The sequence below is a fragment of the Corallococcus terminator genome (genome assembly GCF_049194865.1).
Lineage (GTDB): Bacteria > Myxococcota > Myxococcia > Myxococcales > Myxococcaceae > Myxococcus > Myxococcus terminator_A.
Map to the genome: position 1 here is coordinate 1 of NZ_JBLZWL010000109.1, position 23,660 is coordinate 23,660.

At 69.9% G+C, this 23,660-nt stretch carries 15 protein-coding genes; 8 read left to right on the forward strand and 7 right to left on the reverse strand.

Annotated elements, in window-relative coordinates; genetic code table 11:
* The first annotated feature begins 12 nt into the window (after window positions 1-12).
* Entirely contained in the window at window positions 13-141 is a 129-nt protein-coding gene (locus tag ACN469_RS32720) for a MetQ/NlpA family ABC transporter substrate-binding protein (RefSeq protein WP_498774772.1), read from the forward strand.
* Between the two features lie 16 nt (window positions 142-157).
* Here the strand turns inward: ACN469_RS32720 and ACN469_RS32725 are convergent, their stop codons facing one another.
* Window positions 158-1,582, reverse strand: coding sequence for a sigma-54-dependent transcriptional regulator (locus ACN469_RS32725; protein ID WP_498774365.1), 1,425 nt, complete (start codon window positions 1,580-1,582; stop codon window positions 158-160).
* Window positions 1,579-3,039 (reverse strand): sensor histidine kinase, encoded by a 1,461-nt coding sequence (locus ACN469_RS32730; RefSeq protein WP_498774367.1) that lies wholly within the window; start codon window positions 3,037-3,039, stop codon window positions 1,579-1,581. Before ACN469_RS32730 ends, ACN469_RS32725 begins: the two co-directional genes overlap by 4 nt.
* A 1,414-nt stretch (window positions 3,040-4,453) precedes the next feature.
* Here ACN469_RS32730 and ACN469_RS32735 point away from each other — a divergent pair.
* Together ACN469_RS32735 and ACN469_RS32740 are read left to right on the forward strand one after the other, a co-directional pair.
* Complete coding sequence (locus tag ACN469_RS32735; RefSeq protein WP_498774369.1) at window positions 4,454-4,669, forward strand: hypothetical protein; 216 nt, start codon at window positions 4,454-4,456, stop codon at window positions 4,667-4,669.
* 665 nt (window positions 4,670-5,334) lie between these two features.
* Window positions 5,335-5,544, forward strand: a complete 210-nt coding sequence (locus ACN469_RS32740) for a hypothetical protein (RefSeq protein WP_498774371.1) — start codon at window positions 5,335-5,337, stop codon at window positions 5,542-5,544.
* Between the two features lie 22 nt (window positions 5,545-5,566).
* On the opposite strand, the gene ACN469_RS32745 is transcribed toward ACN469_RS32740, so the two are convergent.
* A complete protein-coding gene (locus tag ACN469_RS32745) occupies window positions 5,567-6,526 on the reverse strand; it encodes an alpha/beta fold hydrolase (protein ID WP_498774373.1) in 960 nt (319 codons plus the stop codon).
* 96 nt (window positions 6,527-6,622) lie between these two features.
* Here ACN469_RS32745 and ACN469_RS32750 point away from each other — a divergent pair, with 96 nt between their 5' ends.
* Window positions 6,623-7,558 carry an MBL fold metallo-hydrolase gene (locus ACN469_RS32750; protein WP_498774375.1) on the forward strand — a complete coding sequence of 312 codons (936 nt, stop codon included), beginning with the start codon at window positions 6,623-6,625 and terminating at the stop codon, window positions 7,556-7,558.
* Window positions 7,559-7,589: 31 nt separating this feature from the next.
* Window positions 7,590-9,353, forward strand: a complete 1,764-nt coding sequence (locus ACN469_RS32755) for a M14 family zinc carboxypeptidase (protein WP_498774377.1) — start codon at window positions 7,590-7,592, stop codon at window positions 9,351-9,353.
* Window positions 9,354-9,495: 142 nt separating this feature from the next.
* Here ACN469_RS32755 and cglD read toward each other — a convergent pair whose 3' ends face one another.
* A complete protein-coding gene (gene cglD, locus ACN469_RS32760) occupies window positions 9,496-12,882 on the reverse strand; it encodes an adventurous gliding motility lipoprotein CglD (RefSeq protein WP_498774774.1) in 3,387 nt (1,128 codons plus the stop codon).
* A 217-nt stretch (window positions 12,883-13,099) separates the two neighbouring features.
* Here cglD and ACN469_RS32765 point away from each other — a divergent pair, with 217 nt between their 5' ends.
* The gene (locus ACN469_RS32765; RefSeq protein ID WP_498774379.1) at window positions 13,100-13,897 is read left to right on the forward strand and encodes a TIGR02266 family protein; all 798 of its coding nucleotides are present in this window, start codon (window positions 13,100-13,102) and stop codon (window positions 13,895-13,897) included.
* A 3-nt stretch (window positions 13,898-13,900) separates the two neighbouring features.
* Window positions 13,901-14,830, forward strand: a complete 930-nt coding sequence (locus ACN469_RS32770) for a serine/threonine-protein kinase (protein ID WP_498774381.1) — start codon at window positions 13,901-13,903, stop codon at window positions 14,828-14,830.
* A 10-nt stretch (window positions 14,831-14,840) separates the two neighbouring features.
* Here ACN469_RS32770 and ACN469_RS32775 read toward each other — a convergent pair whose 3' ends face one another.
* Complete coding sequence (locus ACN469_RS32775) at window positions 14,841-18,734, reverse strand: AAA family ATPase (RefSeq protein ID WP_498774383.1); 3,894 nt, start codon at window positions 18,732-18,734, stop codon at window positions 14,841-14,843.
* Window positions 18,731-19,975: an exonuclease SbcCD subunit D C-terminal domain-containing protein gene (locus ACN469_RS32780; protein WP_498774385.1), complete on the reverse strand. Its 1,245-nt coding sequence runs from the start codon at window positions 19,973-19,975 to the stop codon at window positions 18,731-18,733. Before ACN469_RS32780 ends, ACN469_RS32775 begins: the two co-directional genes overlap by 4 nt.
* A gap of 236 nt (window positions 19,976-20,211) precedes the next feature.
* Here ACN469_RS32780 and ACN469_RS32785 point away from each other — a divergent pair, with 236 nt between their 5' ends.
* Window positions 20,212-20,847: a hypothetical protein gene (locus ACN469_RS32785; RefSeq protein WP_498774387.1), complete on the forward strand. Its 636-nt coding sequence runs from the start codon at window positions 20,212-20,214 to the stop codon at window positions 20,845-20,847.
* On the opposite strand, the gene ACN469_RS32790 is transcribed toward ACN469_RS32785, so the two are convergent.
* Window positions 20,838-23,630, reverse strand: a complete 2,793-nt coding sequence (locus ACN469_RS32790) for a PQQ-dependent sugar dehydrogenase (protein ID WP_498774389.1) — start codon at window positions 23,628-23,630, stop codon at window positions 20,838-20,840. The two genes, ACN469_RS32785 and ACN469_RS32790, sit on opposite strands and share 10 nt — an antisense overlap.
* Window positions 23,631-23,660: the final 30 nt, after the last annotated feature.

Genomic DNA, 23,660 nt, shown 5'->3' on the forward strand with positions numbered 1-23,660 from the left:
CCGTATGCGAACGTGCTCGTCGTCCGGAAGGGCGACGAGTCCCGCCCCGAGGTCCGGGTGCTGCTCAAGGCGCTCCAGTCCGGCGAGGTGCGCCGCTTCATCGAGTCCCAGTACGGCGGCGCGGTGGTGCCAGCGTTCTGAGGCGTGTGGTGGCACGTCACTCGGAGCGCTTGAAGTCCTCCGAGCGCACTGCGTAGCGCTTGAGCAACCGGTGGAGGCTCTCGCGCTCCATGCCGGCGCGCTCGGCGGCGTGGGTGACGTTGCCGCTGAACTCCTGCATCAACGCGGTGAGGTACTCGCGGGACACCGTGTCGCGGGCGCCGTCCACCGCTTCGCGGTAGGGCAGCTTCGCCAGGGATTCGGCCGTGGCCCTCACGCCCGGAGCCGTGGCGCCCGAGGTGACACCGCGTGACGTGGCCACCTCGGGAGGGAGGTCCTCGGGAGTGATGCGGGTGCCTCGAACCACGGCCACGGCTCGCGCCACCGCGTTCTCGAGCTGGCGCACGTTGCCCGGCCAGTCGTAGGACGCGAGCGCGCGCAGGGCCTCGGGGGTGAAGCTCTCCACTTCCGGCCGCCCGGAGCGGGACAGGAAATGCATCGCGAGCAGCGGGACGTCCTCGCGTCGCTCTCGCAGCGCGGGCAGGCGCACCGTCACCACGTTGAGGCGGTAGTAAAGGTCCTCGCGGAAGCGGCCCGAGGCCACCTCGGCGGACAAGTCACGGTGTGTGGCCGCCACCACGCGGACGTCCACCTTCACCGGCACGGTGGTGCCCACGCGGCGGACTTCCTTCTCCTGGAGGGCCCGGTTGAGCTTCACCTGCACGGGCAGCGGCAGATCGCCAATCTCGTCGAGGAAGAGCGTGCCGCCGTGGGCCTCCTCGAAGAGTCCTGGCTTCGCCACCGTGGCGCCAGTGAAGGCACCCTTCGCATGGCCGAACAGCTCGCTCTCCACCAGGTCCGCGGGGAGCGCGCCACAGTTCACCGCCACGAAGGGCTTCGCGGCACGGGGGCTCTCCTTGTGGACGGCCCGCGCGGCCAGCTCCTTGCCCGTGCCTGTCTCACCCGTGAGCAGCACGGTGAGGTCCCTCGCCGCGACCTGGGAGAGCAGGCCGTGCAGGGCGTGCATCGCGGCGCTCCCACCCAGCAGCCCGTGAAGTTCGGGGGCCGACGCCAGCCGGGCCTTCAGTCCCGCGGCCTCACGTCCCTGGCGACGCTTCTCCAGCGCACGTGCCACGACGAGCGCGACCTCGTCAGGGTCGAACGGCTTGGAGAGGTAGTCGTAGGCGCCTTCCTTGATGGCCTCGACGGCCTTGGGGATGCTGGCGAACGCGGTGACGAGAATCACCTCCGTGTCGGGCGCGCGGCGCTTCACCTCACGCAGCACGGCGAAGCCGTCTGCTCCGGGCATCTGGATGTCCGTCACCACCACGTCGAAGTCGCGCGAGGCCAGGAGGGACATGGCCTGCTCGCCGTCAGCAGCCTCCGTCACGACGTAGGCGTCGCCGAGGATGCGGGAGAACAGCTTGCGCATGTTCTCCTTGTCGTCGACCACCAGGACACCCGGTTGGATTTGCGTGCTCACGCCATCGCCTCCCGCTCCGCTGACACGGGAGGCAGGCGCAGCGTGAAGCGCGCACCTCCCAGCGGGCCTGTGTCCGCTTCGATGCGTCCTCCGTGGGCCTCCGCGATGGCCTGACTCACCGCGAGCCCCAGGCCCGTGCCCGTGGACTTGGTGGTGAAGAAGGGCTCGAAGAGGCGGCGGCGGTCCTCGGGCTTCACACCGGGGCCGGAGTCGGAGACGGCCACGCTGGCGCCGCCGTCCTTCGCGGGTGCGATTCGGACCTCGACGGTGCCACCGGTTCCGGCGGCCTCGGCGGCGTTCTTCACCAGGTTGAGGAGCACCTGGCGCAGTCGCGAGGGCTGGGCCCACGCGCTCGCCGAGCCCTCCACACGCACGTCCACCTGCCCGAGTCTCTCGGCCTCACGCAGCCTCGCCACCACGTCCTCACACGTCTCGCGCAGGGGGATTTGCTCCACCGGGCCCTGGCCCGGACGGGAGAGGTCGAGGAGTCCTTCGACAATCTGCTGGCAGCGCACGGCCTCCTCCTCCACCACTTTCAGGTCCTCCGCCAGGGCGCCTTCCGCCTTGCGTTGGAGGATGCGCACATAGCCGAGGATGACGCCGAGCGGGTTGTTGATTTCGTGCGCGACACCCGCCGCGAGTCGGCCGACGCTGGCGAGCTTCTCGTGTTGGACGAGCTGGGCCTGATGCGTGCGCAGGGCCTCGGTCATCCGATTGAACTGCGCGGCGAGTCTGCCGAGTTCTCCCGGGTCGTCCTCGGGGATGCGGATGTCCAAATCTCCCTGGGCGAGTCTCGCGGCGCCTTCGGACAGACGTGCGACGGGGCGGGCCACGGAGTTGCCGATGTAGATGCCCACGCCCACGGCGAACAGCGTGGCGCCGCCGAGGAGGAGCAAGGCCCAGCGAAAGCTGGTGTGCTCGACGGCGGCGACGTGTTCCTCGAAGGAGCCGATGGACGTGTCGAAGCGGCGAGCCAGGGCCTCCGCGCGGGCCTGGATGAGGGACACGCGCTCCAGGGCGCGGCCATGGGCGGCGGTGACGGCGGCGTGGTCCTTCGCCAGCACGGCGGGCAGGAGCGTTTCGCGGTACAGGCGGTCCAGCGCGTCACCGTTCTCCTGGATGTCCGCCACCCAGGCGCGCTCCTCGGCGTCTTGAGCCTGCTCTCGGAGCTTACGGGTGAGCGTCTCGACGCGTGCTCGCGACTCCTCGTGGAAGTGAACGTGGCTGGCGTTGCCGAGGATGATGGTGTGGGCCAGATGCGCGTACTGGTCTCTGACGGCGGTGGCCAGCTCGAGTGCTTCACGAACCCGGCCGCCGGCTTCGCGCAGCTCGTGCGACGCATCGTGAATGTCCGCCAGCCGAGCGAGCGCGAAGCCCGAGGCGGCGGTGAACAGCGCCACCAGCGCCCCGAAGGCGAGCAGCAGCTTGCGAGTCGTGGAGCCGGAGGTGGGCAGCATCGCGTTCTATATAAGGGAGTGCGAGGCCGTGTGGGTGAGCGATGTCGGCGCGTGCACAGTCTCACTCGCCCCATCACCCAGGTTGGCTCCGGGACTTCCTACCTTCGGTAGAATGCCTGTGTCGTTTCCTCAGTTGGGGGGACACAGCGATGCCATGGCCGACCATCTGGGTCTGTGCGCTGTCCTGCGCCGTCATGGGCTGCCCGGAGGTGCACCGACGTGACGGCCTCGTGGACCGGGCCGCGCATCAGGATGCGCTGGAGAGCATTCCCACGAACTGCTCAGCGGACGACTTCAGGGGCTTCTGCACCAACGGTCGCGAGCAAAGCGAAGAGTGCATCCGAAGGTGCGGCGAGCAATGAACGTGCGAACGATGTTGGGAGCAGGCATCGCATTGTTGATACCGCTCCCCCTTGTCCTCACGACAAGCAGCCTGCTGCAACCAGACTTTCCTGAATACGTCAAAGGCCGGCGAGTCAGTCCAGTGTTCACGCCAGAAGAACGCTCACGATTCCAGACCTACCATCGAAACTGCGGTGCAAAAGTGGGGTGCGAACCGCCACTGGGTTGCCTCTTCGATGAGCGTGCTCGCGCGCTCTATTGCGCGGACAGCCAGTGCTTCACCGATGCGCAGTGCCCAGATGGCCATGCCTGTCGACTCATCGCCACCGCGAGACAGGACCCCGTGGTGCGACACTGCGTGCCCGTGGGCATTCGCAAGGAAGGCGAGCGATGCGTGGAGATCTCCGACACCCAGGAAGGCGCCTGTGGCCCCGGACTGCGTTGCTCCAGTGAAGGAAGCTTCTGCGGGCGACCGTGCAGTCTGGATGACGCAAACACCTGCCCATCCCACTTCTTCTGCGTGGACGACTATCCCGAACCGCTCTGCCTCCCCACCTGCGAGAAGAGCGGCTGCCCCGAGGGACAGCACTGCATCCGCCACGAAGAAGGCGCCTCCGCGTGCGCCAGGGTGTTCGGCCCACAGTGCCAACAGACACCCTGCCCCTCGGGCCAGACGTGCGAGTTCAGGCACGCCTCCCGGTTCCCCGACCGCATCTGGTCCGAGTGCGAAGAGCGCTGCGGCAAGGACTTCCCGCCCTGCCCCGACGGCCGCGTCTGCGACGGCTGGTCCTGCGAGCAACCCTGCGACCCCAAGGGTCCCAACATTTGTGACGAAGGCTACCGCTGCTTCCAACGCCGTCCCTCGAATCCCTGGGTCTGCCACCCCGACTGGTGACGCCGTTCCCTTCAACTCAATCCGATAGCCACAAACAACCGCGCGACTCCGCATGAATCACTGGTAAGGAGAGTTCGCAGTGTCCTTCCATACACAGTCGCGAAGCCCCCTCGGCAGCCAAGAGCCAGCCTTCTGCAAACTGACTTCGCAGCGCATCCTCTCCCGGGGGACACAGCGATGCCGTGGCTGACCATCTGGGTCTGTGCGCTGTCCTGCGCCGTCCTGGGCTGTCCCGAGGTCCACCGGCGTGACGGCCTCGTGGACCGGGCCTCGCATCAGGATGCGCTGGAGAACATCCCCACGCGCTGCTCCAGCGTGGAGCTAGAGCGCTACTGCGGCGGCGAGGCCGCGAACGACCCGGAATGCATCCAACGCTGTGGTGAAGCGGAATGAACTGGCGAACACCCATGTGGGTCGGTGTCTCGCTGCTTCTTCCACTGCCGTTGGTACTCATCCTCGGCGGCACACTTCAACCTGAGCGGCCGGAACATCATCGAGGGCGCCCTGTCAGTCCCCTTCTCTCAAAGGAAGAACACGGCACCCTGCGGACCTATCACCGGAACTGCGCCCGGAGCACCGACTGCGATGCACCGCTGGGTTGCCTCATGGATGCGCGAGCACATGCCCAGTACTGCGCCGACAGCCAGTGCATCACCCATGCGCAATGTCCGGATGGGCAGCACTGCCAACTCCTCGCGACGGAGGGCCAAGGCCCCATGGTGCGCTACTGCCTGCCACCAGGTATCCGCTCGGAAGGAGAACGATGCATCAAGGTTCCTGCCACTCGGGAAGAAGCCTGCGCACCTGGATTGCTCTGCGGAAGTCGCGGAGGTTTCTGTGCACGCCCCTGTGCACTGACCGAGCCGGAAAGCTGCGCTCAAGACTCCTTCTGCGCGGACACTCAACCCGAACCGCTCTGCCTCCCCACCTGCGAGAAGAACGGCTGCCCCGAAGGCCAGCACTGCATCCGCCACGAAGAAGGCGCCTCCGCGTGCGCCAGGGTCTTCGGCCCCCAGTGCCAGCAGACACCCTGCCCTTCGGGCCAGACGTGCGAGTTCATGCACGCATCCCATCTACCCGACCGCATCTGGTCCGAGTGCGAGCAACGCTGCGGCAAGGACTTCCCGCCCTGCCCCGATGGCCGCGTCTGCGACGGCTGGTCCTGCGAGCAGCCCTGCGACCCCAAGGGCCCCAACACCTGCGACGAAGGCTACCGCTGCTTCCAGCGCCGCCCCTCCAGTCCCTGGGTCTGTCACCCCGACTGGTGACAGACCCGAGCCCACCTCGACGTCACGCGGGCAGCGACTTCAAGAACGACAACAGCGCCGCATTGACCTCGGCAGGGCGCTCCTGCTGAACCCAGTGCCCCGCGCCGGGAACAACGAGCACGTCCTTCAAATGAGGCACCAGCGGCTTCATCACCTCCACCGGTGCCAGCGCGCGCCCCGGGTCCTTCTCTCCCGTGATGAACAGCGCCGGTTGCTCGATTCGCAACGTCGCCAGTTCCGGCAGCTCCTCCCAGTCCCGGTCCATGTTGCGATAGCGGTTCAACCCACCCCGGAACCCACTGCCCTCGAGCTCCTTCACGAAGTACGCGACATCCTCCTCCGTGAGCCAGGCGGGCAACGTCTTGGGCGTCTCGAGGCCCGTGAGAAACCCGTCCCCCTGCTTCCTCGCGCGCACCAACTCCGACGTCGTGTCGAAGCCCGCGACGCTGCCCGCCAGCACCGTGCGCACCGTCCGCGACACATCCGCCTCCAGCTCCGCCTCCGCGACACCGGGCTGCTGGAAGTACTGGATGTAGAACCACTTCTCTCCAAACACCGCCTTGAAGAGCTGCGTGGGCGGCATGGGCGTACGCCCCAGATGCGGAACACTCATGCCGACAACAGCCCTGAAGCGGTCCGGATGAAGCGCGGCACAGGTCCACGCCATCGCCGCACCCCAGTCGTGCCCCACCACCACCGCCGTCTTCTCCCCGAGCGCATCCAGCAGCCCCACGAAGTCCGCCACCAGGTTCTTCATGCTGTACGCCTCGACGGACCCCGGCTTGTCGCTGCGTCCATAGCCTCGAACGTCCGGCGCGACGGCGCGATAGCCCGCGGCCGCGAGCGCCGGAAGCTGATGCCGCCACGAGTACCAGGACTCCGGCCACCCATGGAGCAACAGCACGAGTGGCCCCTTCCCTGCCTCCGCGACATGAAGGCGAATCCCATTCGTCTCGAGCGTGCGATGTGTGATGTCGACCATGGTAGGGGCTCCATTCCCCTTGCGAACTGCACCGTCCCGCGAGCATGACAGACGCGCGGAGCCTCGGGCTCCGGTGTCTTTCGAGGAGCACGCATCATGGCTTTACGCTTCAAGAACCTGGACGGCAGCGGCCCTCAGCCGTTCAGCAGCGTCTTCAAATGGGCAGTGGCCGACAAGCTCTCCGGCCGCCGCCGCAAGTCGCCCGACCATGCGCCCGTCCCCCGCGTCGAGCCGGACCTCGCCCTGCTCGCCACGCCCCCCGCTCCCGGCGAGGGCGCGCGCCTCACGTGGCTGGGCCACGCAAGCTGGCTCGTCCAGCTCGACGGCCTGTCCCTCCTCATCGACCCCGTGCTGCGCGACGCCATCAACGTCGTCATCCACCGCAACGTCCCGCCCGGCGTCCCCATCGACAAGCTGCCGCCCATCGCCGCCAGCCTCGTCTCCCACAACCACTACGACCACCTGGACCTGCCCACGCTCACCGACGTGGGCGCCCCCATCGTCACCGGCCTGGGACACGCCCCCGTGTTCAAGGGCTCCAAGCTCGCCGTCACCGAGTTGGACTGGTGGCAGTCCACTCAAGTCGGCCCCGTCACCGTCCACTACGTCCCCTCGCAGCACTGGAGCCGACGCGGCCTCAACGACGCCAACGAGATGCTCTGGGGCGGCTTCGTCGTCGAGGGCTCCAGCGCCCGCGTCTACCACTCCGGTGACACCGCCTGGTTCGACGGCTTCCAGGAGATTGGCCGCCGCTTCCCCAAGCTCGACGCCGCCCTGCTCCCCATTGGCGCGTATGACCCGGAGTGGTTCATGAGCCGCCAGCACATGAACCCCGAGGAGGCCGTCCGCGCCTTCGAGGCGCTCGGCGCCCGGGAGTTCCTCGCCATGCACTGGGGCACCTTCAAGCTCACCGACGAGCCGCTCGACGAGCCGCCCCGCCGCCTGGACGCCGAGTGGAACCGCCGAGGCTGGCCACAAGAACGCGTCCACGTCCTACCGGTGGGTGGAACGCTCACCGTGCGAGGCGGTTGAAACCCACCGGGGCCTGTGTTGAGGGGTGGCCATGCTCCTCGCCACCGCCCTCTCCCTGGCGCTCTCCCAGGCTCCACCGCCGCTCACCACCGCGTCCGAGCAGAGCGGCTGGACTCGCACCGGCCGCTACCCCGAGGTGGAGTCGCTCTGCCGCGCCTTCCCCAAGGCCTTCCCCGGCAAGGTGCGCTGCGACACGTTCGGCACCACGCCCGAGGGCCGGCCCATGCTCGCCCTCGTCGCCAGCGCCGACGGCACCCTCACGCCCACCGCCAACACGAAGAAGAACCGCCCCGTCGTCTTCTTCCAGGGCGGCATCCACGCCGGTGAAATCGACGGCAAGGACGCGGGCTTCGCGCTGCTGCGCGACATCCTCTCCAACAAGACGCTGCCGGGGGTCCTCAAGGGCGTCACCGCCGTCTTCGTCCCCGTCTTCAACGTCGACGGACACGAGCGCTTCGGCCCCAACAACCGCCCCAACCAGGTGGGCCCCGAGGAGATGGGCTGGCGCGTCACCGCGCAGAACCTCAACCTCAACCGCGACTACGCCAAGGCGGAGAGCCCGGAGATGGTGGCCCTGCTGCGCTACCTGCACTCCTGGAACGCGCTCGTCTACGCGGACCTGCACGTCACCGACGGCGCCAAGTTCGAGCCCGACGTCGCCGTCGCCATCGAGCCGCAGCAGTCCGGCCCTGAGAGCCTGCGCACCCTGGGCGTGAAGCTGCGCCAGGAGCTGTTCCAGGAACTGGAGACGCAAGGGCACCAGCCCCTGGAGTTCTACCCCTCGTTCCTCGAGGACGATGACCCGACGTCTGGCTTCGCCTACGGCGTGCCGCCCCCGCGCTTCAGCCACGCCTACGCCGCCGCGCACCACCGGTTCGGCGTGCTGGTGGAGACGCACTCGTGGAAGCCCTATGCGCAGCGCGTGAAGGCCACGCGCAACGTCGTCGCCGGCCTCTTGCGCCTCGTCGCCCGCGATGGCGCCGGGCTGATGAGCGCCGTGAAGGCGGTGGACGCGGAGGCCCAGGCCGGCAAGGTGCGCGACGTCGTCGTCGCGTGGAAGAACACGTCGCAGAGTCACCCCATCGCCTTCCGAGGCTACGCCTACGAGCGCGGCGCCTCTGACGTCTCGGGCCAGACGTGGATTCGCTACGACGACTCCAAGCCGCAGGTGTGGAACGTGCCGTACTTCGACAAGGTGGAGCCCGCGCTTACCCTCTCCATCCCCTCGGGCGGCTACCTGGTGCCGCCGTCCCACGCCGCCTGGGTGGCCCAGAAGCTCACCACCCACGGTCTGCGCTTCCAGCGCCTGTCCCGCCCGACGCCCGCCTCCGACGTGGAGGTCTTCCGCGCCACCGAGGCGAAGTGGAGCCCCCAGTCCAACGAGGGCCGGCAGACGCTCTCCGTGAAGGGCGCGTGGGAGAAGCAGTCCCAGGCACTGGCCGCGGGCGCGCTGTACGTCCCCACCGCGCAGCCGGGCGTGGAGCTGGTGGCCCACCTGCTGGAGCCCACCGCGCCGGACTCGCTCCTCGCGTGGGGCTTCTTCAACGCCCACTTCGAGCAGAAGGAGTACGTCGAGGACTACGTGCTGGAGCCCTTCGCGCGGGAGCTGCTCGCCAAGGACGCCACCGTGAAGGCCGAGTGGGACGCGAAGCTCAAGGACCCCGACTTCGCCAAGGACCCGCGCGCGCGCCTGCGCTTCTTCTACGAGCGCCACCCCGCTCGCGACACTCAGCACCGCGTCTACCCCATCCTCCGCACCGCCACCGCGCCCACGGGCCTCACCGCCGGCCGGTAGCCAAGGGGCTTCCGGGCCTCGTCGCCCGGGCTCACAGTGCCCTGAAACACGAAGGCCCCGGAGGCGCGCCGCCACCGGGGCCTTCTTCATGCTTCGAGGAAGCACCGGCCCTCAAGAGGAAGGCCGGCGCTTCACGTCACCGTCAGCCGATGATGCCTTCGCAGACGCAGGTGCTCGGGTTGCACGCCGTGTTGGACGGGCAGCCGCCGCAGTCCGCCTTGCACGCGCAGGAGCACGAGGCCGCATCCGGCTGAGCCGTGGAGCCGCAGCTCAGCGACGACGTGTCACACGCGCAGGCGCACACGTTCGGGTCGAACTTGTAGCCCGCCGCGCACGTGGCCGTCTGGACGCACGAGCACGCGCACGTCGCCGAGTTGCACGACTCATACGTGCCGCACGTCCCGCCGCAGTCCGAAGCGCACGTGTAGGCGCACACCGCCGGGTCCGTGTTGCACACCTGGCCCGGAGCGCCACCCCCACCACCGCAGTCGGACGGGCACTCGCACTTGTCCGTCGTCCGGTTGCAGGAGAGCTTGCCGTCGCAGTAGTCCGCTTCCGTCGCGTCGTAGTACGGGTCCGCGCGGCACGGAGGAGGCACGCCGTTGGCGTTCGTCGTCCGGTCGCTCCAGTAGCGGTAGGACACAGCCGCTCCCGTGGTGTCCGCCTGCGGGCGGCAGCCGCCGAAGAACGACAGCGTGCGGTTGATGCCATCCACGTCGAAGCCGTTGGTGCGGCTGCGCGGCAGGTCCGACGCCGTGGGGCACGCCACCGCGTCCGCCACCGCGGCCACCGACACCTTCACCGACGCGCCGATGGGCGGCTGCTGCGTGCGGTAGCCCACCGACGCGATGACGCTGTCGATGATGCCGTTGATGGTCGTGGTGATGGAGGTGGAGTTGCGGATGCTGCCCACCACGCCGCCCGTCGCCTGGATGATGTCCAGGTGCTTCGGGTTGCGGGGGTCCTCCTGGTTGTGACACCACGTCGCCGTGCTGCTGGTGGCGAACTCCGGCGGGCAGATGATGCCGTGGACCTGGATGACCTGGTTCAGCGGGTTCTTCGTCGCGGGCGTGGTGCCGGTGCTCCTGAAGTACTGCTCGAAGGTCGCGATGGAGTCCGACGAGTAGTCGTGCGTGTCCGTGAGGATGACGACCACCACCTTGGCGCCCTCGCGGATGCGCGAGTCCGAGGACGTGCCATTCGGCACGAGCACGTTGTTGATGGCGGACCGCGCCGCGTCCATGGGCTTCTCATCGCCCCAGCCGCTCAAACCCACCCAGCACGACTGGTTGTTCGTACAGGTGGTGGGCGTCGTCCCCGTGGGGATGGTGAGGTTGTTGCACTGGCCGGTGGCGCAGGTGCTGTTCTGCGTCAGCCACGCACGGAACTGGTTGACGTTCCGCGTGAAGCCACGCACCAGGTTGCGGTTGACGTGGTTGTTGTTGGTGGAGGTGTAGCTGGTGGTGATCATCGCCAGACGCCAGTCCAGCGTGGAGTTGGCCAGCTTGTTCGCCACGGCCGTGGCCGCGTCCGCCAGCGACTGCTGCGAGCTGGACATGGAGCCGGAGTCGTCCACCACGAAGAGGAAGTCCACCACCGCCTGGCGCGAGGTGAACAGCTCGCACTGCACCGCGTCCGCGTCACCGAACTGCGCCAGCGCCGAGCCGCCCGCCGTGTCCGCCAGCGCGAAGAGGCTGCCCTGCTCGTTGTATTGAGTCGTGGGGGTAATCGCGAGCACCACCAGCACGCTGTCGTTGGAGCGGTGGACGTACTGCGCCTGGATGGTGAACGGACCGTTGATGCCCGCCGTGCCCGCCAGCGAGCCGGCGCTGTTGGGCACCAGTGACCGCACCAGCGTGTTCGTCTGCTCCTTCAGGTCATCGCCGCCCGCCAGCGAGTAGCGCGCCGCGAGCGCCGCGTAGCCGTCCCAGGTGGTGAAGGTCTGCGCGTAGTCGCTCGTCGCGGTGGAGAACGCGCTGCCGCGGATGCCCGCCTCGTCGCCCGCGGGCGTGGTGGAGCCGCCCACCTGGGGACGCTTGTACGCAATCAGCGTCACCTGCTTCGTGTCGTCCCAGCCGATGACGCCCACCGTGGAGCCCGCCACGGTGATGTTGGTGATGTTGGCGTTCTTGAAGGTGGCGGGCAGCGCGAGCCGCACGTCCGCGCCGTTGTCCTCCTTGAAGGTGACAGGGCGCAGGTTGTTCGCGCGGCACGCCTGACCCGCCGGCGTGTTGGGCGCGCCGTCCGCCGGGTTCTTCGGGTCCAGCTCGCCCTGATTCACCTGGCCGTTCTGGTTCGCGTCCTCCGCGCCGTCCGCGATGCCGTCACCATCCGAGTCCGCCGTCGTGGGGCTCGTGGTGGTGCTCGGGTCCACATCCCCCGCGTAGCCACAGTCCTTGCGCGGCGCCGCGGCCGTCGTCACACCGCGCTCCAGGCCGTCGCGCAGGCCGTCGCCGTCCGTGTCCGGGTTGGTGGGGTCCGTGTCGCTCCCGTCCACCTTGCCGTTGCCGTTGGCGTCCTCACCCAGGAAGCCATCCCTGCCCGAGCCATCCTGCAGACCGTCACAGTCCGTGTCCGTCAGGCGCGGGTCGGTCTCGTTCGCGTCCACCTTGCCGTTCTTGTTCTCGTCCTCGATGCCGTCGTTCAGGCCATCGCCGTCCGTGTCCGCCTTGTCCTTGTTGGTGCCGGTGGCAATCTCCACCGCGTCGGGGATGCCGTCGAAGTCCGCGTCGGGGATGGAGGCGGCGCAGTCAGCCACCTTCGGGTCCGTCTCGCCGCTGTCCCGCACGCCGTTGCGGTTGCGGTCCTCCTCGCCGTCGCTGCACGAGTCGCCGTCGGTGTCCGGATTGAGCGGGTTGGTGCCCATGGTCCGCTCCTGGCTGTCCGACAGGCCGTCGCCGTCCGTGTCGCGCTTGCGCGGGTCCGTCTCGCCGGGGCTCACCGTGCCGCTCTGGTTGGCGTCCTCGATGCCGTCCGCCAGCCCGTCACCATCCGAGTCGATGGCGTTGGGGTCCGTCTCACCCACCTCCCGGGCGCCATTGCGGTTGGTGTCCTCCAGGCCGTCGGGGATGCCGTCGCCGTCCGTGTCCGCCTTCACCGGCGAAGTCACCGAGGTCGGGTCCATGTCCGCGCGGAAGGAGCAGCCGGTGTTGATGCTGGAGGTGCGACCCACTTCCACGCCGTCGCGAATGCCGTCGCCGTCGGTGTCACGCTTACCCGGGTCCGTCTTCAACCCACCCGCGTAGACGTTGGCGAACTCTTCCGCGTCCGTGAGGCCGTCGCAGTCGGAGTCCTTGGTCGGGTTCTTGCTGTCGTTCACATCCGTCGGCACCGTCCCCGGGTCGGGGTCCGGGTCAGGCTCGACGCCCGCGTCCTCCGGCGGCGGCGGGCCACTGTCCGGGATGGTCGTACCCGCGTCGTCGTCACCATTTCCGGGGGGCTTGGGGTCTGGGTCTGAATCACCGCAGCCGGCCAGCAACGAAGCTGACACGAGCACGCAGGCAATGAGCCGGGCGAAGGGCATGCGCATCATTCGACTCCATGGCCCTGACTCCGGGGGGGTTGCGATGAGTCAGGGGAAACCGAAGTCTATGAAGACTTGGGCTTTTTGGTCAGGGACTATTCCCCTGCGTACGAGTTCTCCGTCGCTCTTCGTATGCTCGCTGTCCAACCTCATGGGCGGATTGCGCCATGACTGTTGGCGAACAGAGTTCGCGGGGTGGGAAGCGTCGGTTATCGTCTCTTTCGTGCCTGTCTTCGGTCTCGCGGCATTGTGGAATAGAGGGGCTTCACCAGAACGCGCCGCGGCGGTGGTGGAGGGGCTTGGCGAGCTGCTGCCCTCCGCTCAATCGATGCAGCTCGTGGTCGCCGTGCAGGCCGAGCAGGCCGGTATCGAGCTCAAGGTGGAGGCCCCTGGCTATCCGCGTGCCGCGGTGGAGCGGCTCGCCGACGAGGTGAAGCGCAGTGGTGGCACCTTCGTGGAGCTGTGGCGCCTGCCCAAGCCGGAGCGCGATGCGCTTCGCAACAACACCTTCGCGGGAGGACGCGCCTTTGGGGGTGACGAGCGCACCGCCGCCGCGCGCGCGTTGGAGCAGCAGGTGAGCGCGCTGGGCACCCGGCCCGAGGCGCCCGCGCCTCCCGCGCCCCCGGCGACACCGCCCGCGGTGGCCACGCCCATGGCGGAGGATGATCCACGCCGTGTGCCCTCCGCGCCGTTGGGGAGTCCCCAGCGGCGGGGCCGCCGCTTCGCGGTGCGACTGGAGCTGGAGTTCCGCACCGAGCTGGACTTCGTGCGGGAGCACGCGCTGAACATCTCCAACGGGGGACTCTTCGTGCGCACCGCGCACCGGCCTCCGCCCGACAGCGTCGTCACCGTGGACGTGAGGCTGCCCAACGGAGACCACCTGCAGGGTGAGGCCGTGGTGGTGCACGTGCTGGATGACCCCTACAGCGGCGGCGTGGGGCTCGCGTTCCTCAATGACGACGCCACCTTCTCCCGGACGCTGGACGGCTACCTGGCCAGCCTGGTGGGTGGGGCGAACTGAGTCATGGACGTCGTGGTGGAGACCTGGCCGAGGGACTGTGGCCGCTTCGAGTTGCTGTCCCGCCTGGGACGCGGCGGCATGGCGGAGGTGTTCCTCGCGCGCGTGAAGGAGGGCCCGAGGGCCGGAGAGCACGTGGCCCTCAAGCGCGTGCGTCCCGAGCGCTCGCGCGACGACGAGGCGCATGAGCAGCTCCTGCATGAAGCGGAGCTGGCCCGGTGCCTGCGCCACCCGCACATCGTCGGCTTCGTCGAGTACGGTGAGCTGCCCGACGGCGGCTATCTCGCGCTGGAGCTGGTGGAGGGGCCGGACCTGGGACGCGTGCTGGCGCAGTGTCGGCGGCGGCACATCGAGCTGCCCATCGACATCTCCGTGCTCATCGTCCGGCAGGTGCTGGAGGCCCTGGCGCACGCCCACAAGGCCACGAGCACCACGGGCCGCCCGCTGGGCGTCGTGCACTGTGACGTGTCGCCGCACAACGTGCTGCTGTCGCGCACCGGTGAGGTGAAGCTGGCGGACTTCGGCGTGGCGCGCTCACGGGCGGGGATGGCGCTGGATGCGCGGCGCCTGGGCAAGCAGCACTACCGCTCGCCGGAGCTGCTGGCGGGCGAGGTGTCCGTGGCGGTGGACCTGTGGGCCACCGCGGTGCTGCTGTACGAGCTGCTGTCGCTGGAGTCCCCCTTCCCCTCCGGCCCCGGCGAGGAAGTGGAGTCCGCCATCCGGCATGGCCGGGTGAAGCCGGTGCGGATGCAGGTCCCCGAGGTGTCGGACGCGCTCGCGCTGGTGCTGGACCGCGCGCTGGCGCCCCATCCCTCGCAGCGCTTCAGCTCCGCGGAGCAGTTCGCGCGAGCCCTCGCGGCGCTCTCGGATGACCGCGTGGCCACCCCGCTGGCCGTGGCCGCCGTGGTGCGGGGGTTGATGGGCACGGGCACGTGAGGCGCGGGCCTCACGCGAGCTGCTGAACCGCGACGTACGGCAGGCCCAGGTCCCCCTCCACCACCAGCCGGCTGCGGCCGCCGCCCTGCTTCACCACTCGCACCTGCACGCCAATGCGCTCGGCCAGTCCGGAGACGTGGGAGATGATGCCCACCTGTCGCCCCGTGGCCTGGAGCGCGTCCAGCGTCGCCAGCGCCACCTCCAGCGTCTCCGGGTCCAACGTCCCGAAACCCTCGTCGATGAAGAGCGTCTCCACCTGCGTGGTCTCCGAGGACAGCGAGGCCAGCCCCAGCGCGAGCGCCAGGGACACCAGGAAGCTCTCACCACCGGACAGACTGGCCACGCCGCGCACCTCGTCGCCCATGTCCCCGTCCACCACCTGGAGGTCCAGGTCATGCCCGGGCACGCGCATCAGCCGGTAGCGCCGCGCCAGCTCTTGAAGGTGCGCGTTGGCGTGCAGCAACAGCGCATCCAACGTGAGGCTCTGGGCGAAGACCTTGAAGCGCTTTCCATCATGCGAGCCGATGAGGTCGCCCAGCGCCTTCCACACCTCACCCGCGCGCCTGCGCTCCGCGATGGCCTGCGCCTCACTGCCGTGACGGGCCCGGGCCGAGTCGTCCGCTTCCAGCCGCGCACGCAGCATCGCCTCCGCTCGTCGCCGGACCTCCACGTCTCCACGAAGACGCTCACGGGCGGTGGTCGCTTCTTCCTCCGACAGGCGCGGCGGGCCGCTCGCCTCGTGACTCGTGCGCCGCTCGCGACGCTCGTCGTGCACCGCGCGCGCCTGGGCCTGGGCCTCGCGCAGCACGGCCAGCGCCCGAGCCTCCGCCTCGCACCACGCGGCGTCGTTCGCCAGCAGCGCCTTCACCACGTCCAGGGAGACACCCTGGGCCGCCAGCCGTTGCTCCAGCTCCTCGTGGGCCAGCGCGAGGGACTCCTGCGCCCGAGCGAGGTCTCGCGCGGCGTCCTCTTCACGGGCCAGCGCCACGCCCTCCGCCTGACGCGCTGATTCAGCCGACTCGCGCGCCTTCTCGTAGGCCGCCAGCGCGGAGTCCACCTTCGCTCGCAGCTCCGCGCGGACCTCCTCCGTGGGGCGCCCATCCAACAGCGCCGCGCGAGCCCGTGTCGCGGCATCCCGGGCCTGTTCCTTGAGCGCGGCTTGCGCGGCGTCCTCCTCGGCGCGACGAGCACTCATGTCCAACGAGCCCTGGGCGCGTGCGCGGTCTCGCTGCTCCGCTTCCTCAAGGTCCTTCGCCTTCTTGACGGTGTCTTCTCGGTCCTTCCACATGAAGACGCGCTTGCCGCACTTCTGCCGAAAATCCGCGGGGTCGGTCTCCAGCTTGGCCTCCCATCCCGCGTCCGAGGCGAAGATGGGGGACACGTCCGAGAGGACCTGGCGCACCGTCGCGTCCGCCACCTCCATCCGAGTCAGGACCTCCTTCAGCGCACCTTCCGCTCGAGTGAAGGACTCCTCCGCGCGCCGGAGCGCTTCGGAGGCCACCTCACGTCGATTGCGCTGCGCCTCCAGCGCCGCACGCGCCTCGCGCGCCGTCCGAGCCAGTCCCTCGGCGGCTTCTTCTTGGGCCTTCAGCGCGGCCAGCTTCGCCAGAACGTCAGCGACCATCGCCTCCAGCCAGGTTCCAGCCTCTGGTGCAGAGCCCATTTCAGGCGCGGCATCGCGCGTGTCGACGCTCCGCGGGCGCACGCCTTCGCCACGCCGTGACGCAGCCTCCGCGCCCACCCGAGCCATCGCCTCCTGCTCCCCATCCAATGAGGCCGAACCGTGCGCCCCCTGGGCCTGAACCCGTCGCCACTGCTCGCGACCCCGTGCCCACCCGTCTCGGTGCTCTACACAGCGGGCCGCCGCGCCCTCGCGCCGTGACTCCGCTTGCGTGACTCGCGCTCTCGCCGCCGCCTGCCTCGCGCTCGCGTCCACCTCTTCTCGCGAGCACTCGTTGCGCTCGGACTCCAGCGTCTCCACGCGCGCGGCGGACTCCGCCACCAACCCCGCCAGGGCAGGCACCTCGTGCCGATAGGGATGCTCCGTGGCACCACACAGCGGGCACGCCTCGCCCTCGCGCAGCAGCGCCCGCTGCGCCACGTGGCCCTGCGTCGCCTGCGCCACGGACAGCGCACGACGCGCTTCCTTCAGCGCCGCTTCACGCTCCAGCCGTCGAGTCCCCGCGTCTCGCACCGCTCCCGACGCGGACTCTGATTCCTCCTGGGCCGCCGCCGCCTCACGCGCGGCGTCTCGCGCCTCCGCCTCCCCCGCGCACAACCCCTGACGGGCCGACTCCAGCGCGCGCAGCGTCTCCTGCCTCGCGAGCAGCGACTCCCGCTGCACCCGGCGCTCCACGCCCGTCCCCTCACCCAGCGAAGCCTCCGCATGGGTCGCCGCCGCCTGCACCCGCGCCTCGGCCTCCGCCGCCGAGTCCCGCTCCTGACGCCTCGAGCGCTCCGCGTCTCGCAGCAGGTCCACGTCCCCGCGCAGCTTCTCCACGGTCGCCCGCGCTGTCCGCCCCTCGCCCAGCGCCACCTCGTACCGCTCCAGCTCGCGCTGCCAGCGCGGCCACTCCCTCGCCAGCGGCTCCCAGTGGGCCTTCTCCGACAACCAGACCCGAGCCCCCTCACCCGCCACCCGCGCGGCCTCCTCGCGGACCACGACCTCCTCGAGCACCGACCGGGCCTTCGCCGCCTCGTCCTCCGACACCCGCGCCCGCGCTCGCGCTTCCTCCGCTTCACGCGTCGCCGTCGCACTCCGCGCATCCAGCTCCGCCGCCGCCTCCAACGCGGGCGTCGCCACCTCCAACTCCGACCGCGCTGTCCCCCGCCCCTCCTCCGCCACCCGCAACGCCCCCGACAACCCGGCCGTCCGAGCCTTCGCCTCCTCCACCTCCGCGCCTCGAGTCCGGCGCGCGACGTCCGCCTCCTCCCGCCGCCGCCGAGCCCCTTCCGCCGCCGTCACCGGCCCCCGGAACGCCTCCGCCGCGCGGACCTCCTCCAGCTTCTTCGCCCGAGGCGCCGCCGACGTCAGGGCCTCCGTCGCGCGCGCCTCCCTCGCCTCCGCCTCCTGCTGCGCGACCACCAGCGCCGTCCGCTCCGCGTGCCACGCCGCCGCGCCCTCCGCCTCCCCCAGCCGCGCCTCCACTTCCTTGCGCGCCTGCGCCTCCTCGACGAGCCGCCCCTCCGCCGCGCCGCGCTCCCCCGCCTCCATCAACGCAATCGCCGCCAGCCCCTGCTCGCGGCGCGCCAGCTCCTCCTGCTCACCCTTGTTCTTCTCGTGGGCGGCCATGGACAGCCGGCTGTACACCTCCGTGCCCGTCATCCGCTCCAGCAGCTCCGCGCGCTCGCTCGCATCCGCCTTCAGGAACGCCGCGAACTCACCCTGCGCCAGCAACGCCGAGCGGCGGAACTGGTCGAACGACAACCCCAGCCGCTCCTGGATGGCCGCCAGCACCTCGCCCTTGGTGCGGCCGAACTGCTGCCCCGTGGCCACCTCCGTGAGCGTCATCTCCTGCGGCCGGAAGCGCCCCTCCGCGCGACTGCGCGCGCGCCACACAGACCAGCGCGCCCGGTAGCGCTTCCCATCCTTCCCCTGGAAGTCCACCTCCGCGAAGCCCTCGCCCGCGCCCCGCCGCAGCATCCCGCGCACGTCGTACGCGGACAGCCTCGCCTCCTCCTCCTCGTCCGCGCGCCCCACCGGCACACCACCGCGTCCGCCCAACCTCGGCGTCCGGTCGAACAGCGCCAGACACAGCGCGTCCAGCAGCGTGCTCTTGCCCGCGCCCGTCGCGCCCGTAATCGCGAACAGCCCCAACCTGTCGAGCGGCGGCCGGTCCAACTCCAGCGCGAAGTTCCCCGCGAAGCTCGTCAGGTTGTTGCCCCGGATGCAGAGGACCTTCATGGCGCGTCCTCCTGCACCTGGGTCAGCAGCGTGTGGAACGCCTCCAGCAACACCTCCGAGGGCGCCTCCTCGTAGTCCCGCGCATACCGCGCCCGGAAGACGTCCTCGGGCGTGCGCTCTCGCAGCGACAGCCCTGGACTCACCTCCGCCAGCGCGCCTCCCGTGCCCGTGTACGCGGGCGTCAGCTTCACCAACCGCGCCGCGCGCCCTTCCAGCGCCTTCTCCACTTTCTGCCGCAGCGACGGCTCCGGACGGGGCAGCGACACACAGACCTCCAGGTAGGGCCTCCGCCACTCCTCCGCGTCCGCCTCCAGCGCCGGCAGCGCCTCCAGCAACGCCAGCACGTCCTCCAGCGTCGCGGCATCCCGCGCCGGCACGCGCACCATCTCCGCGCGACGCGGCACCGGCAGGGACTGCACGCCCTCCAGCACGTCCCCTTTCAAGTCCACCAGCAACACCTGGTGCCGATACCCCGCCTCCGACAGCGACAACGGCAGGGGCGAGCCGCTGTAGCGAACGCCCTCGCGCCCGCCCACGCGCTGCGCCTTGTGCAGGTGCCCCAGCGCAACGTACGCGACGTCGTCCGAGAACAGCTCCACGGGCAGCGCATGCTGATTGCCGCCCAGAATCTTCCGCTCGCTGAGCACCGACAGCTCCGAGCCCGTCATGTAGCAGTGGCCCATGGCCACCAGCGCCTGCCCCGGCTGACGGCGGTGCCTCGCGGCCTCCAGCACCTCCGAGTACACCGCGCGCACGCCCTCCACCAACCGGTCCCCCGCGTCCTCCGCCACCGGCGGCAGGTCCGCCGGCCGCAGATAGGGCACCGCCGCCACCCACGCCCCCACGCGCCCCTTCGCGTCGTGCAACGGCACCAGCAGCCGCTCCAGCTTCAACGCCCCCTGCTCACGCGGCAGCCCGCCCACCACCTTCACGCCCAGCGCCGCGAACAACGGGTCCGGCGCGTCCAGCCGCGCCGCCGAGTCGTGGTTGCCACCGATGACGACCACGTCCAGCCGGGGCAGCCGCCGCCGGGCCTTGGCCACGAACTGGTACCAGGCCGCCTGGGCCTCCGCGCTGGGGTTGGAGGTGTCGAAGATGTCGCCGGCCACCAGCAGCGCGTCCACCGCCTGGGCCTCCAGCGTGTCCAGCAGCCACTCCAGGAACGCGCCGTGCTCCGCCTCCCGCGAGACGTCGTACAGCGTGTGTCCCAGGTGCCAGTCCGACGTGTGCAGCAAGCGCATCCCGCGTTCACCCTCCCTCACCCCTCGGCACTCAGGCCGCCCGGCAGCCTCCTCCGGGGAAGCCGCCTGCTCCAAGCGCCGGGCGCCTGCTCCCTTACACGCTCCCCCTGACATGCGGGCAAGCACCTGGAATTTCGCGCCTTTGCGGCCCCACCCGGCCCCACGCGTCCTACAGGCCCGGTGAACCCCCAGGGGAGACTGGCCGAGCCCGTCCCGTCGGGGGGATGCTTTCCTCCATGGAATCCCCCCTCTTCCCCGTGCTCGCGCTCCTGGGCACGGCGCTCTTCGCCGTGCTCGTCCTCGCCCTCGCCGCCAGGGACAAGCGTCGGCAGCGCAAGGCGTGGCTCGTCTTCGCGACGCGGCGAGGCTGGAGCTTCACCAGCTCCAAGGACTTCATGGAGGTGCAGGGGCTCCACCACGAGCGGCAGCTCTCCCTGCTCACCGAGGTCCGCGGCCGGGGCCAGGGCACGTACCAGGTGATGGTGCTGCGACTGGACGTGAGCGACCTCGTCCCCCAGGAGCTGACCCTGGAGACCGAGGGACTGGGCGACAAGTTCCTGAAGCTGTTCGGCACGCGCGACGAGGAGCTGGGTGACGTGGCGCTGGACTCGGCGCTCGACCTGAAAGGCCTCTCGCCCGAGTCGCGCGCCCTGCTCACCACGCCCCAGGTGGGCGAGCACCTGCTGCGCGCCCATCGTCACTACCAGCGCTGCTCCATCGTCGCCGGACTGCTGGAGGCGGAGCACCGGGGCGTCCCCCAGTCCACCGAGGCGCTGGAGACCCACATCGCTCCGGCGCTCGCCCTGGCCGACACCCTGATTCAGGCGGCCGGGCGAGCACCGGTGCTCAAGGCACGCGTTCGTCAGTCCTGACGGCGACGGCGGCGCGACATCGCCAGCGCGGCCAGGGCCACCCACGCGAGCGGGCCCACCGGCGCGGCGCCACAGCCGCAGCCGTCATCCTCCCCCGGCAACTGAGTGACGGGCCCGGCGTCCGGCTGTGCACCCGCGTCCGGTGACACTCCCGCGTCCGGCTGTGCACCCGCATCCGGTGACACTCCCGCGTCCGGCTCCGAGCCCGCGTCCGGCTGCTGCGGCACCAGCGTGCAGTCGCCGTCACCGACACACACCTTCACCTCGACCTCGTTCCGGTTCCCCGCGGTGTCCACCACCGCGAACTTCACCAGGTGGCCACCAGGCGACAGGTCCGTCGTGTCCCAGCGGTTGTGCTCGCCGCCGAAGTGGAAGTGGTTGTCCGTGCGCTCATCGACGTAACGCTGCACTCCGTCGACGAAGAACTCAGCGCGCGTGCAGCCGTAGTCGTCGATGCAGTCGCCGTAGAACTCCGAGGACGCACCGGACACGCGCTCCTCCGCCGTGGGACGCGTGAGGACCGCGCGGGGTGCCTCGTCCTCCTTAACGACGATGGAGAAGGTCTGCGTCGCGTCCGGGGACACGGTGTTGGCCACGCGCACCACGACCTCCACCGTCATGGCCGTGGTGGGCGTCCAGGAGATGAGGCCCGTGGCCGCGTCGATGGACATGCCCGGCGGCGAGGTGGTGAGCGAGTACGTGGGCGTTGGCCGCGCGCGCGCCTCCACGTCGTAGCGGTACGGGTTGCCCACCACCGCGGTGGTGAGGGACGTGGAGGTGATGACGGGGGCCAGTGGCTCGTCGTCCACCTCCGTCACCGTCACGGTGCGCGAATCCAGGCTCGGCGATGACGCGGTGGATGACACGGTGAAGGTGGCGACGCCATCCGCGTTGTCGGCGTCCTGGGCGGCGCTCAGCGTGACGGTCTGCGGCGTGTTCCAGTTGGCCGTCGTGAAGGTGAGCGAGGCTCCGGACTGCACGGAGAGGTCCGTGTCGCCCGCGGTGCGCGCCACGGTGACGGTCGCGTTCCTCACGGGCGCGCGGGTCAGCGACACGTCGAACGTCGCCGTCCCACCCTCGGTGATGCTCACGTTGCTGGACGAGAGCACGAGCTGCGCGGAGTTGTCCTCGATGGTGGTCGCGAGCACGGACTCGGAGGTGAGCCCGCTCGACGCCACGGTGAAGGTGGCCGTGTCCACGACCGCGTCCGCGTCCTCCAGCGCCTCGATGGTCACGACGCGGGGAACGCTCCAATCCGCCGGCGTGAAGGTGAAGGTGGAGACGCCGGACAGGCGCAGGTCGGTGCTGCCGCCCGCCGCCCGGAAGGCATCCACGACTATCGGGGCCGAGGGAGCCTCCGCCAACCGCACGGTGAAGGTGGCCCGGCCGCCCTCCACGACGCGCGGGTAGAGCCCGGTCACCACCAGACGCTGTCCGGTCATGGTGGGAACGATGCGGCGCAGGTGTCCGCCGGAGACGCCGATGGTGTACAGCGCCCCGTCCGGTCCCACCGACGCGTCGACATACGCGCTGAAGCTCGTCCCCCAGAGGTCCACCGTCGCCACGGAGTTGTCCTGCGCCAGCGTGGCGCGCATGAAGTTGGTGGAGACGTAGTCGCCGAAGAAGTAGTTGCCTCGGTATTCGGCCGGAAAGAGCGTGGAGTCGTAGAAGACGCCGCCGTTCATGCAGCCGCCCAGGCGTTGGGTCTTCGCGGTGCCACCGCCGCTGCTGACATCGGGCAGGCCCGCCTGCGTCACCGTGAAGGTCGTCGCGCTGGGGACGCTGGCGACGTAGAAGTCCCCGTTGAAGGATGCGTCCGTGACCCCCTCGAAGGTGAGCTTCTCGCCCTTGCGGAAGAGGTGGTTGCCCGTGGTCGTGAAGGTGGCGATGCCGCCCGCGCGCACCGCGCCCGCCGGGGTGAGGTTGCGCGTGTCCTGGTTGCTGGTGCGGTACTTGATGACAGGGGTGATGTAGTCGTTTCCGGACGGCTGGTTGTTCTCGTAGTCGTCGTAGCCAGCGTGGTTGCGCCGGTTCACCACGAAGGTCTGCTCGTAGCCGTCGCCCACCACGTTGACCCAGAGCAGGCCGGTGCTCGGCTGGAAGGTGAGCGTGAACGGATTGCGAACGCCGCGCGCCCAGACGTACTCGTTGTTCGGCCCCACGCCATCGTTGAACGGGTTGTCATTCGCCGGGGTGCCGTCGCGGTTGGCGCGGTTCACCTTCGCCGCCATCAACGTGAGGTCCGCGTCCACGCCGGTCCTGTTGCCCAGGTCTCCGACGGCGAAGTACAGCTTGCCGTCCGGCCCGAAGCCGATGCCACCACCGTCGTGGTTCTCTCCGCGCGTGGGCAGCCGGGAGACAATCACCGTGCGCGCCGTGCCCGTGCCGTTGGAGTCCGTGTAGCGGACAATCTGCTGCTCCGTCGCGGAGACGGTGACGAAGATGTAGACGTAGCGGTTGACGGTGTAGTTCGGGTCGAACGCGATGCCGATGACTCCACACTCGCTGTTGGTGTGGACGGTCGGCTCCGTCGCGAACAGGCTCGTCACCAGCGCGGTGCCACCAGCCTGCGTCGTCTGCGGCAGGCCGTTCACCGTCGAGACCACCCGGATGGCCCCCGACTTGATGGTGATGAACAAGCGCCCGGAGCCGTCGGGTGCCCACGCCATGCCCGTGGCTTCGCTCAGGGCGCTCGACGTGTAGACGGTTTCGGTGAAGCCGGTGGGTACAGCGGCCCAGACTGGCGCGGCGAGCAATAGGAGCAGAATCAAGAGGTGGCGCATGGCCCGGAAGATACAGCACGGAGAGCGCGC